Origin of the sequence: Haladaptatus sp. R4 (genome assembly GCF_001625445.1) — an archaeon.
Taxonomy (GTDB): domain Archaea; phylum Halobacteriota; class Halobacteria; order Halobacteriales; family Haladaptataceae; genus Haladaptatus.
Genome location: NZ_LWHG01000011.1, coordinates 706,086 through 717,791, shown reverse-complemented (window position 1 = coordinate 717,791; position 11,706 = coordinate 706,086). Strand labels below are relative to the sequence as shown.

The 11,706-nt window shown below is 62.2% G+C and carries 9 protein-coding genes; 3 read left to right on the top strand and 6 right to left on the bottom strand.

Annotated elements, in window-relative coordinates:
* Positions 1-223: 223 nt before the first annotated feature.
* Entirely contained in the window at positions 224-2,530 is a 2,307-nt protein-coding gene (locus tag A4G99_RS07310) for a PQQ-binding-like beta-propeller repeat protein (protein ID WP_066141323.1), read from the bottom strand.
* Positions 2,531-2,936: 406 nt separating this feature from the next.
* A complete protein-coding gene (locus A4G99_RS07305) occupies positions 2,937-4,112 on the bottom strand; it encodes a PQQ-binding-like beta-propeller repeat protein (RefSeq protein WP_082837728.1) in 1,176 nt (391 codons plus the stop codon).
* 196 nt (positions 4,113-4,308) lie between these two features.
* Between A4G99_RS07305 and A4G99_RS07300 the strand changes: the two genes are divergently transcribed.
* The 3 genes from A4G99_RS07300 (at position 4,309) to A4G99_RS28625 (ending at position 6,029) form a co-directional block, all read left to right on the top strand.
* A complete protein-coding gene (locus A4G99_RS07300) occupies positions 4,309-4,731 on the top strand; it encodes a VanZ family protein (RefSeq protein WP_066141318.1) in 423 nt (140 codons plus the stop codon).
* Positions 4,732-4,746: 15 nt separating this feature from the next.
* Positions 4,747-5,817 (top strand): archaeosine biosynthesis radical SAM protein RaSEA, encoded by a 1,071-nt coding sequence (locus tag A4G99_RS07295; RefSeq protein WP_066141314.1) that lies wholly within the window; start codon positions 4,747-4,749, stop codon positions 5,815-5,817.
* An 89-nt stretch (positions 5,818-5,906) separates the two neighbouring features.
* On the top strand, positions 5,907-6,029 hold the full coding sequence (locus A4G99_RS28625) for a hypothetical protein (RefSeq protein ID WP_255359054.1): 123 nt from the start codon (positions 5,907-5,909) through the stop codon (positions 6,027-6,029).
* A gap of 605 nt (positions 6,030-6,634) precedes the next feature.
* Here the strand turns inward: A4G99_RS28625 and A4G99_RS07290 are convergent.
* The 4 genes from A4G99_RS07290 to tgtA form a co-directional block, all read right to left on the bottom strand.
* Positions 6,635-7,438, bottom strand: coding sequence for a GNAT family N-acetyltransferase (locus A4G99_RS07290; RefSeq protein ID WP_066141311.1), 804 nt, complete (start codon positions 7,436-7,438; stop codon positions 6,635-6,637).
* Between the two features lie 102 nt (positions 7,439-7,540).
* Positions 7,541-9,292, bottom strand: coding sequence for an archaeosine synthase subunit alpha (gene arcS / locus A4G99_RS07285; protein ID WP_066141308.1), 1,752 nt, complete (start codon positions 9,290-9,292; stop codon positions 7,541-7,543).
* 141 nt (positions 9,293-9,433) lie between these two features.
* Positions 9,434-9,832, bottom strand: a complete 399-nt coding sequence (locus A4G99_RS07280; RefSeq protein WP_066141305.1) for an SPW repeat protein — start codon at positions 9,830-9,832, stop codon at positions 9,434-9,436.
* 391 nt (positions 9,833-10,223) lie between these two features.
* On the bottom strand, positions 10,224-11,696 hold the full coding sequence (gene tgtA, locus A4G99_RS07275) for a tRNA guanosine(15) transglycosylase TgtA (RefSeq protein ID WP_066141303.1): 1,473 nt from the start codon (positions 11,694-11,696) through the stop codon (positions 10,224-10,226).
* Positions 11,697-11,706 lie beyond the last annotated feature (10 nt).

Here is an 11,706-nt window from a genome sequence, read left to right as displayed (position 1 = left end):
GATTTATTTTGAATTATCGTGGGACATCGGGATGGAAAATTTCCGAGGTGTTTCGGCTAAACTCAGGCGTCGAATCGGCGGTTTCGGACGGCGATTCGCTCGCGCGCGTGCTCTCCGGTTGTACGTCGTGCGGTTCAATACCGGTTAGGATGACCGCGTCGGCGACGGAAGAACGGTCACTTCAAGACGAGGAGAAACGAACGGGTCCGGAGCGTGCCCGTCGCTATTCGTTGCGGTCGAAGGAGTAGACGAAGCAGAGGAGTCCACTACCGACCTGTTCCACGCTCGGGACGTACACCGCGTCGTCCGCGACGACGGGTGGTTCGGCTATCGTCCCGGTCGTCTCCCAGCGTTCGGTTCGGTTCCCGTCACTGTCGAACGCATACACCCGCCTGTTCGCCGCGAAGTAGACGGTATCGTCCACGGTGACGGGTGCGGTGACGACGCCATCTCCTTTCGCGTTGCCCTCGAACCGCCATCGTTCGGTTCCGTCGTCGGCCGACAGTTGGACGAGTAGCGGTGTTTTCCCGAACCCGAGCGTCGCGTACAGGGAATCGCCGTCGACGGCGATTCCGTCGATAGGCATGTCTGTCACTTGGGTACTCCACAATTCGCTTCCGTCGGCCACGTCGAACGCCAACACGTTGTTCGGTTCGTCGTCGCTCGTGCCGTTGACGCCGACGTAGGCGGTTCCGTCCTCGACGGCGAGACCGGTGTACATGAGACGGTGGTACTCCGACCATCGAATCGTCCCGTCGGTTCGGTCGATCGCGTAGAGGTGGCTGTACGCCCCATAGAGGATGTCGTCGTCGGTTACGACGAAGTCGGTTCGGGGGGAGTGGATGGGCGAGCAATCATCGCCGGTGAGGACCCACTCCTGTTTTCCGGTGTCGGCGTCCAGCGCGAAGAGTTGTTCGTCGGAGTACGCGTACACCGTTCCGTCCTCGGAGGCGGTTATCTGATGAACTCGACTGTCGAACGAGTGTCTCCATTGCACCGTTCCGGCCTGTTCGTCCAGCGCGTACAGCAAGTCCTCGCCGGTGTTGTCGCCCTCGCCGACGACGAAAACGGTTCCGTTGGCGGAGACGGGAGCGAGATAGAGTTCGATTTCCTCCTCGAACCGCCATCGTTCCGTTCCGCTCTCATCGTCGATGGCGACCACGTCCCAGCCGGTTCTGCTGTACACCGTCTCCTCGCCGACGGCGGGTGAAAGGTGCGAATTCCGGATGAATTCCTCTGTCGTCTCGGACGCGATTTCGAACCGCCAGTTCGTGCCGTCCGGTGCCGTCGGCGCGAGTGCGTAGGCGTAGCCCATGTCGTCGCCGACGTAGAGCGTCCCGTCCGCGATGGTCGGCGACGCGGGTTGGTAGGCGTAGTGACTCACGTCACGCGGTTGGTATCGCCACAGCACGTCGCCGGTTTTCGCGTCGAGTCCGAACGCACCGATTTCGTCGTTCGTGGCGAACACGCCGTCGTTAACGACGTACACGACGCCATCGGCGACGCTGAGCGACGACGACGAACCACCGACTTCCGACGAGTGCCACAACCTCGTTCCGGTCGCACCGTCGAGAGCGAACGGATTACCCGACTCCGTGATGCAAAACAGCGTTCCGTCCGCGTACGCGGACGAACCGCCGAAATAGTCGGAGCCATCGTACGACCAGCGTTCCGTTCCGTCGTCCGCGTCGTACGCCATGACGTACTCTCGATTGTCCGCGTAGACACGGCCGTCGGCGACGGTCAGTGCTGCGTGCGGGTTGCGATTTTCTTCGACGTGCCACTGTTCGGTACCGTCGTCGGCATCGAGTGCGTGGATTCCGTCGTCCGCGACGAAGTAGGCCACTCCATCGACGACGGCGGGAGCGTACATCTCCCCCGAGGCGTCGACGGACCATCGCTCGGATCCGTCCGTCAAATCGAGGGCGTACAGTCCGTCCTCGTCCGCGGAGACGTACACCGTTCCGTCGGTGACCGTCGTCGGGGAGAGGATCCAGTTGTTTTCCGTGTCCGCGTTGTCGAAGGACTTCGTCCATTTTACGCTTCCGTCGGAGATATTGCGAGCGTGGAGGACGCCGTGGACGGACGCGAGTACCACGTCACCGGCGACGGTGGGACTGAGATTGTGCGTCTGCTGTCCGTCTTTCTGCGGCGTACCGTTCTGTAGCGATACCTGCCAGTCGGTTTCCCTCGTCTCCAAATCGAACGCGGTCAGCGTCCCGTTGGTGTCGACGGTGTATCCCGTGCCGTCGACGATGGTCGGCGGGGAGATGATGTATCCACCGTCGCCGATTTGCTTGCTCCATTCGACGAAGGGATACTCCGACGGCGCACTACCCGGTGAGTGACCGGTGTTCGCGGCATCGTACTGGAACGTGGACCAATTCTCCTCGGATACGGGGGGTGTGGAGGGGGTACCGTCGTCAGCGAGAACGCCGATATTCGTTTCGGTGGCCGCACCGACGATACCTACGGTCCCGACGCCGAGACCGACCGTCTTGAGAAACGTCCGTCGTGTATCCTTGGACATACAGATAGTTCATTCAACCGAACCATCTTTGCTATCGAGTTTCTAAATACTCTCCCGCCGGATTTCTGGTCACCATAAGTGATATCGTAGATATAGGTCAGATGGGTGCTAGATCGCAGACAACAGTTGTACATTTGTCATCAAGGGATCCTCGACAACTTCTCGACGACATCGACTGACGGACGATTTTTCTCCATCCATCTACTCTGTTTAAAATCAGGATCGAACACGTTGTCAGTTTTCCTCTCATCGTTGCACATCTAACTGTCCGATAATGATGAATAAACCGGTGGATTTCGTTCGCTGAGTCGCGGTTGGTGAACATGTCGATATACACAGATACGGCGACGATTCTCGCAGGATGACGGACGCACCGCAGTGAATCAGAAAAAGAACTCGACGGCGTTTACTCGTCCCGTTCGAAGGAGTAGACGTAGCCGTTGCCGTCGAAGTCGTGGCTGGTGGAGTAGACCGCATCCTCGGTGGCGACTGGCGTGGTCGTCACGCTCGCAGACGTCTCCCAGTGGGTTCGTTCGCTTCCGTCGCTCGGGTCGAGTCCGTACACTCGTCGCTCGGATCCGACGAAGACGGCATCGCCCCGGACGGTTGCCCGCGTCATGTTGACGTTTCCGCGCGGTTCGTCGAACCGCCAGCGTCGGTCGCCGGTCGTGGCGTCGAGCGCGAAGAGCCGACTGTCGCCGGTTTGTGCGTTCGAGACGTAGAGCGTGTCGTCCATCGAGATCGTGTGGACGGGGGTATCGGTCCCGAACGATTTCATCCACCGTTTCGACCCGTCGCTCACATCGATCGCCAACGTGTCCGTCGGGGTGTCGGTACTCGTACTGAGATACGCCATTTCGCCGTTCGTCGCCAACCTGTAGAAGTCGTCGTACTTCCCATAGTTGTACGATGCCAGGACGCTCGCGTCGTCCGGATCGAGCTTCCAGAGCGTCTTTTCGTCGAGGAGGAGAAGTTCGTCGCCCGCGAACTGCACGCCAGGAGTGCCACGGGCGTACTTACAGCCGTCTCCCTTAAACGTCCATCTCGTCTCGCCCGTCTCCGCATCGAACGCGTACAGTTTCTCCGGAGCGTCGAAGTGGGGTGACGGGACGAACACGACGCCGTCGCGGACGACCGGCTCCGCGGAGGTGCCGTCTTCGATGGTCGTACTCCACACGACGCTTCCGGAGTCGGCGTCCAACGCAGAGAAGGTCGTGTTCCCCCTCGTATAGAGCATTCCGTCCGCGTAAACCGGCGTGAACTTCGGCTGGTCGTTCGGCTGGGCAGTCCAGCGCTCGTCGCCCGTCGCCCGGTCGATCGCGTACACGAAGCCATCGATCGACCCTGCGAAGACGGCCTCGTCGGAGACGGCCGCCGGTTCGTAGATGGTACTGGATGTGGTAACCGTCCAGTTACTATCGGGATTCGAATCGGCGGGAGCGTCGTTCTCCGAATCGGAAGATGCGTCCCGCAGGTCCGCGGCTCGAACCGCGCTTTTCGTCGCGCCGGTTCCGACGAGGGAACCAGCACCGATGGTCACACTGGCGACCTTCAGGAACGTTCTACGTGAGTTCTTACGCATGCGTGATGAAGATGGACAGATACTATATTTACTATCTATCCGTTAAATTGACTATTTGAATACATATAATCAATCGAGGATTGGAGATCTGTAATGAAGGAGTGGGGGACCGGCGATCGAAGAACTGACCAGCGTCGCACCGTGTTCGCAGGAGAACCGTCGTCCTTTACAAATCTCCCGCCAATGAGTCGAACGAATGACCCGGCCCCGAATCGAATCCGCCCGCCTCCGATGGCTCCTCGTGATCTTCGTCGCGGCCGTCATCTGTTATTTCTCGGTGTTCGCGTCGCCGGACGTCGGCGTGGAGAAACTCGGTCCGCTCGGGGTCGTCGGCCGGGACAAGTGGTTTCACGCGAGCGGCTACGCCGTGCTCGCCGCCACCATCGCCGCCGCGCTCTCGGCGTCTCGCCCCGACTATCGACGGGTCGTGGTCTTCGCGGTCGGGGTCGTGGCGGCCGTCGTCTTCGGCATCGCCATGGAGATTGCACAGATACCGGTCCCTCGGGACCCGTCGGTGTGGGACGCGCTCGCCGATACGGTCGGAGCAATCGTCGGCGCGCTGGCCCTCGCCTGCTCGCGGCGCGTCGCCCGACGAGACGAAGCCGATTTACGCTCGTAACCGTTTTCTCCGACAATGAGTACGCCGACGCCCGAGAGCTACGAGCGGGGCAAGGGCATGGACGCCCACAACTCCGTGATGCGCGATATTCGCTCCCGGAAGGAGAAGCACTACGACCCACACGAACCGACGCGGGTGTGGTTGGACGAGGACAACACGCCCGACGGCGTGTACCAGAGTTTGACCATCATCCTCAACACCGGCGGTTGTCGCTGGGCGCGCGCCGGTGGCTGTACGATGTGCGGGTACGTCGCCGAATCCGTCGAGGGGGGCAGCGTCCCCCACGACGCGCTGATGGATCAGATCGGTGTCTGTCTCGAACACGAACGCGAGGGCACAGACGAAAAGAGCGGCCTCATCAAAATCTACACCTCGGGGTCGTTCTTGGACGAGCGCGAAGTCGACGCGGAGACGCGGAAGGCCATCGCCGAGACGTTTTCCGACCGCGACCGGATCGTCGTGGAGAGCCTGCCGGACTTCGTCACCCCCGAGAAGCTACGGGACTTCCGCGAGGAGGGACTGGAGACCGACGTGGCCATCGGGTTGGAGACGGCGAACGACCGCGTTCGCCACGATTGTGTGAACAAGTACTTCGACTTCGACGATTTCATCCAGGCCAGCGAGAACGCCGCATCGGTCGGTGCGGGTATCAAAGCATACCTGCTGATGAAGCCGCCGTTTCTCTCGGAACCGGAAGCCGTCCAAGACATGAAGGAGTCCATCCGGAAGTGCGCCGAGTACGCCCACACCGTCTCGATGAACCCGACGAACGTCCAACGGTACACGATGGTCGACGAACTGTACTTCCGGAACGGCTACCGTCCGCCGTGGCTCTGGAGCGTCTGTGACGTGCTGGAGGACACCGCCGACGCCCCGGCAATCGTCGTTTCCGATCCCGTCGGGCACGGCAGCGACCGTGGCGCACACAACTGCGGCGAGTGCGACGACCTCGTCCAGAAGGCCATCAAGGACTTCGACCTGCGCCAGGACCCCTCCGTGTTCGAGGAAGTGACCTGCGAGTGTGAGCACACGTGGGACGCGGTCATGGAGCGGGAAACGAGTTATAGCCTCCCGCTGGCCCGGTAGTCAGGGCCGACTTATCGGGGCTACGGCGTGGATAACAAAGTACGTTCCACGCCATTCGTCGGACGGGGGATGGGCACCAGCCCGTAGTGATGACGAAGACAGGGGGTACGTACGAGACGGTGTTCTGCTCGAACGGCTGGATGGAAATACGGCATCCGGAGCGAACCGCGGAGTGGATAGCCACGGACACACCGACCGAGGTACAGCGCTGATGTACGTCGAACCGGTCGCTCTGTGGCCGTTCGTCCTGCTTTTCGTCGGCGTCCTCATCGTCAGCGCAGTGTGGAAACTGCTGACGCGATAGACAGACCGACAACGACGTCCTCGAACACTCCCGCTACGTTCGTTTCGTCGGAGATATTTTGGTACTTTTACGGGTGCAGTTGCTGGGAAGACTTCCTCGAAAGCCCCCGCCCGCTCGCGGTCGCTGTGGAAGATATCCGCGCTCTCCACACAACCGCGCGGATAGGGCCTCCACAGCGACTAAACGATGCGCGAGCGGACGGCCCCTTTCAATCCACCCGTCGGAGACACGCTCCGACGAGCCAGTTCGCACACTCACAGGGACACCCAAACGACAGCACCACTACCGCCCACACGCCTCCCCAGCCGATTCCCTCGCTCGTTCTAGGTCGCTCAGTCATCCCTCGCACGCGTTTCTCGCGCGCGGCCACTCGCTTGGACGGGCGAGCTTTCGGGGTCTACCTCCTAGCAACTGCAATCGCAAAACCACCAAACACATCTCGTCGTCACTGACGACTGACGAAAAACACGAAGACCACGGCTTGTCACGTTTATCGGAGACGTATTTCTCGAATCAGAGCTTTCGGGCCATCATGACTTCGTCAACGAACTCGTCGCCGACGAGGTAGTGGTCCGGACGGACGGCCTCGGTCTCCCAGCCGTAGTCCTGCAGCAGTTCGATGGCGGTTTCGTTGGTGGCGGGGAGGCTCTGGTAAACCTTGGTGAAATCCGTCTCCGCGGCCCAGTTCATCGCGCGTTCGAGCAAGCGGCCGCCGATGCCGTGTTCGCGGTAGGGGCCGCGGACGCCGACGGTCAACTCGGCGGTGTGGCGCAGTTCGTCGAGTTCCGGCGCGTCCAAGTGGACCCATCCGGCGACTTCGCCGTCGTTCTCGCCGCCGGTGACGGTGGCGACGTAGAACATGCGCGAGCGGCGGTCGTTGCGCCGGAGGAGCGCGCCCTCGTCGCCGATGTCGGCCGCGACGCGTTTGGCGGAAATCGACGCGCCCTCGTCGGCGACCTCACGAATCGCGGTTTCGATGCCCCGCCAGTCGGACTGGTGGGCTTGCCGGATTCGGTACGAGAGGTCGGTTTCGTCGTACTCCTCGACGTCGTCGTCCATCGCGAGGTGGAGTTCCCCTTCACTCTGGACGAGGAGACCGGAATCCACGAGCGCGGCGACGGAGTTGTGGAACTCCTCCGCCGGGATTCGAACCCGTGGCTCGGTCGTACCCGAGCGGGCCGGTTTCGACCCGGACGGCGAGTCGATTCGGACCTCGTCGCGAACCTCCCCGATGGTGGCCGCCCCGCTGGTCTCGACGTGGTGGTAGATACGTTGTTGAATCGCGTCTTCGAACTCGAGGTCGGCAGGTGCTCCCATAGGAGAGGATACCACCCCGAGGGGATTTATTATTTATCGCCTAAAAAGTCGCGCCTCGAATTATAAACTCGCGAACGAATTATAAATTCTGAGCGAATCAGCCTACTTTTCTTCGACGTGTCGAACCTCGGTGGCGATGCCACGGGTGGATTCGACCATTTCAGGGCCGCTCATCTCGGCGCGGCCGATGGCGAACGCCTTCGGGCCCTCGATGACGACTTCGTCGCCGGGGCGGATGTCGTCGTCCGCGTCCACGACGCCGGGTGCGAGGACGCTTCCGTGCGGGGCGAAGGCGTCGATTTCGACGCGCTTGACCGGCGCGCCGCTCTCGACCCAGTGGCGTGCACCGTTGAGCGTGAACGAGAGGATTCCGTACTGGGGAACCATCGCGGCGAGTTGCTCGCCGTCGTCGTCGTGCACGCGCAGTTTCGGGTAGCGGCTCTGGATGTTGAGTTCCGAGAACAGTTCGTCGCCCGCGCCGTCACCGAACTGGTAGTCGGCCATCGCCCGGACGGTGTTGTGCTGTCGGTCGCGCTTGCCGTACTTCGATTCGCCGGTCAGGGTGCTGGCGAGGTTGGCGAGCGATTCGGTCGTCGTCGGGTGGTCCTCGACGGTATACTCGAACTCCATGTCCAGCGCGTCCTCGACGCGCTCACAGACGTCGCGGTAGCCTTCACCGGGAACGTGCGCGATGACCCTCGGGTACTCGTTTCGCTCCAAGTACCGCCGGAGGACTTCCGCGACGAACTCCTTTTCGTCCTCGCTCCAGCGACCGGTCACGACCGAATCGTAGTGCTGTGCGGGGTACGTGAGTTCGAGTTCCTGCGGGACGACGCCGATGGGACTCGTCATCGACACCTTGTGCGCGCGGAACTGGATGGCGTCGTGGTACTGACCGTGGCTCTGGGATTCGCTGTAGGGCTTTTTTGCGGAGCAGGGAAGAAGCACCAGCGGGCGGTCGAACCGATTTCGGTAGCGCGTCGTCACGCGGTCGGCGAAGCGCTGAATCTCGACGCGGCGCAGGCTGTCCTCGGTGGCGGCCGCGAGTTCCGAATTGCGGATGACTGAGGTGCGTTCCTCCACGTAGCTCCACTCCTGGTCGAACTCGCGGAACGCCGCGGTGAGCCACTGCTCGTGGCGGGCCTGCCCCTCGATGTAGTCCCGGAGTCGCCCCGCGCGGATTCGCTCGCGGACGATGGCCAACTCGGCCCGGAGCGCGTTGACGTTGTGTTCGACGCAGTGTTCGCGCGTGAACTCGTCCAGCGGACGCTGGCAGGCCGGGCAGGAACACGGCAGTTCGTGGAGGTCGTCGAGATAGTGTTGACCCTCGGTAGTGAGATACTTGCCTTGGGTTCCCTTGACGACGGCCAAATCCGAATCCACGAGGTCAACTCCGGCGTACACCAGCGTGGCGACGTTTTCCGGCGTGGCGACGCCCGACAGCATGAGCGCGCTGTCGCCGGGAATCGCGTCGCGGGTTTCGATGACGGCATCCTTGAATCCCGCTCCGTGGCCGACGAAACCACGGGCACCCGAGACGATGTAGGCGTCAGCACCGAAGTCCTCGGCCGTCTCGGGGGAGACGACGGCGGCGCTCGGGAACTCCACGTCCGGGTAGTCCACGGCGAACGACTCCATCACTTCGTCGTCGGTACCGCTCGGGAACGCGCGGTGTGGCAGTACGGTCAGTTTCGACTCGTCACCCTCCGGCACGTCGCGCTCCTTGAACCAGAGGCTTCCGCCGTCGGAAACCACGTCGTCAGCGAGTCCGGGCGTGGTCACTGACTCGGAGAGGCGGAGTTCCCCGATTCGGGCCGCCCCGTCGCGGCCGTGAACCTCGAAATAGTCGGTCATACCCGTGTTTCGGGGAAGCGGATTGAACTATCTTGCGTAACTCCGCGAGTCCGTCATCGAGACCGCGATGTCCGGCAGGGGACGTGACTCCCTCGAACTATCGTTTTCGAAAAAAGGGCAACTACTGGGTGGAGACGATACTTACTCACTGCCCGCGTTCGCTTCCTGACTGGTCTCCGTCCGGGTACCGGAACCGGTGAACGTCGCGAACCCGGCGAGGACCGCGACGACGACGCCGACGACGATGTCGTTCCAGAACAACAGGTTCGTCACAGCCCAGATGAACGCGGACGCGATCATCCACAAGCCGAGTAGCGTGTTGAGTCCGTTGCTCCAGTTCGCCGGTGAACCGCCGTTCGTCGCGCTATACACGCCGTACGCGCCGATGATGGTGATGGCCGCACCGATGATGATGTCGTTCCAGAAGCTCGTGCCACTGGCCGACCAAACGAACGTCGGGACGAAGAACAGCCACAACCCGAGCAGAACGTTCGCACCGGACACCCATTTCGACGGTGTAGATTCGTTGGTCGAACTCATTGATAGTCACCTCGTACCGGGTTTTCCCGGCACTCCTACTACGGTATGCGTCCGGAGGGGAACTCTGGCTTCCATGGCAGGCAGTTTATCTGAACGACGAGGGGTCCAAAGCTCCGTGGAGTAGCCACGCTACTGATCGCGAGAAGTAACGGCCGAAGAGAAGGACAGCGTAGCCGTCGGGTCGAAGTGAGTTGACGCCGCCACCGACCCGGATGGGCAACGCTGGTCACGGAAGGTACTCGCCCTCCACAGCGAGTCCGTGACAGCCAATATAAGTTGTCCAGTACCGGGACCCATACCATCCCGGCACCTGAAATAAAGGATGGAGCCGTCCCAATGGTTTCGCTTTCGAATTAATGGAATATATATGCCGACGAGGATCCGCGGTCGCTCAAACGGTCGAGAGGTCTACGGTTCGCACCGCATCGGGAACGACGGAGAGCGCCGATTCGGGCCAGCCACGGTGTGCGAGCGTGAACTCCGTCTCCGGGTTCTCCTCGACCAACCGAGCCACGCCGCGGGCCGCCGACTCGTACCCCGCCGTGTCCATCCGGTCCGGAATCTCGGCGGTAAGCGGATACGTCTCCGAGAGCGCACGCGGGAACGGACCGAACGGCGGGACGACGTTCCACGATTCGTCGTAGCGACTGCTCGGGTTGCCCTCGGTCAGGAGCACCCGTCCCTCGGAATTCAGCCGCGAGAGTCGCTGATGGTGACGGACGACTTCCGGCCGGGCCGCGCTCTCGCCGGAGAGATAGAAGAACGCTCCCTTCGAGGCCGGGTCGGTGCGTTCGAGTTGCGCCGCGTGGTCGCCGAGCGCCCGATAGCCGTCGAGCATGGCCGGGTGGGCGCGCGCGCGGTTCTCGACCAGTTCGAACAGGTTGCCCGTCCGAATCGCCTGCTTGATGGTCCGAATCTCCTCGAAGGTGACGTGGAGGTTGTGCTCCGCCAGCAGTCGCTCCCGCTCCTTGTCGCCACGACTTCGAATCTCCGCGGGCGTGTGGTTCGCACAGATCGGACACGAGCAGGGGAAGTAATCGAGGTCCTCCAACTGCTCCGTCCCGCGAACCGTCAGATAGCGGTCGTCGCGGGCGTACAGCGCGTACGCCGCTGAGTCGAACAGGTCACAACCCATGGCGACCGCCAGCGCGAACATCATCGGGTGACCCGCACCGAACAGGTGCACCGGCGCGTCCGCGCCCAGCCCGCGCTTTGCCCCCGCGACCACGTCCACCATGTCGCCGTAGCGGTACTCGTTCATGAGCGGGACGACCGCACCGACCGGGAACACGTCCAGCGAGGTGTCCTCCGCGTGGCGGCCCGCCGCCTCGCGCAGGTCAGGATACGTCGATCCCTGTACCGGCGCGTTGACGAGCATGTCGCCCACATCGACCGTCTCCGCGAGTTCGAGGCGTTCTTGGGTCGTCGCGAGTTCGTCCTCCGCCTGTTCGCGGTCCACGTCCGGCGGCGTCGGGATGTCCACCGGCGTCCCGATGTCCGAACCGATGTCGTGTTGGAACTGCAGGATTTCCTCGGTCGTCACCGTGATTTCGCCGTATTCTGCCAACTGGAACGACCCCGAGTCCGTCATGATGGCCCCGTCGAAGTCCAGCAGTTCGTGCAGGCCGACATCGAGCGCCTCGTCGCGGAAGTCCTCGCTCTTGTAGAGGATGTAGGAGTTCGTGATGAGGATTTCCGCCCCGAATTCGGATTCGAGTCGCGACGGTTCGACCGTCTGCATGTGGGGGTTGACCACCGGCAACAGCGCGGGCGTCTCCACCGTCACGCCCGCCCGTGGGACGGTGAGTTCGCCGATTCGACCCCCGCCGTCCTGATCGCGGATCTCGAAGTTCTCTCTGCTCATTACCCGCGAT

Excerpts from the sequence above, each read along its gene's own strand:
- A4G99_RS07310 (WP_066141323.1), bottom strand. The coding sequence starts at position 2,530 with ATGTCCAAGGATACACGACGGACGTTTCTCAAGACGGTCGGTCTCGGC.
- A4G99_RS07305 (WP_082837728.1), bottom strand. The coding sequence starts at position 4,112 with ATGCGTAAGAACTCACGTAGAACGTTCCTGAAGGTCGCCAGTGTGACC.
- A4G99_RS07300 (WP_066141318.1), top strand. The coding sequence starts at position 4,309 with ATGACCCGGCCCCGAATCGAATCCGCCCGCCTCCGATGGCTCCTCGTG.
- A4G99_RS07295 (WP_066141314.1), top strand. The coding sequence starts at position 4,747 with ATGAGTACGCCGACGCCCGAGAGCTACGAGCGGGGCAAGGGCATGGAC.
- A4G99_RS28625 (WP_255359054.1), top strand. The coding sequence starts at position 5,907 with ATGACGAAGACAGGGGGTACGTACGAGACGGTGTTCTGCTCGAACGGC.
- A4G99_RS07290 (WP_066141311.1), bottom strand. The coding sequence starts at position 7,438 with ATGGGAGCACCTGCCGACCTCGAGTTCGAAGACGCGATTCAACAACGT.
- arcS (WP_066141308.1), bottom strand. The coding sequence starts at position 9,292 with ATGACCGACTATTTCGAGGTTCACGGCCGCGACGGGGCGGCCCGAATC.
- A4G99_RS07280 (WP_066141305.1), bottom strand. The coding sequence starts at position 9,832 with ATGAGTTCGACCAACGAATCTACACCGTCGAAATGGGTGTCCGGTGCG.
- tgtA (WP_066141303.1), bottom strand. The coding sequence starts at position 11,696 with ATGAGCAGAGAGAACTTCGAGATCCGCGATCAGGACGGCGGGGGTCGA.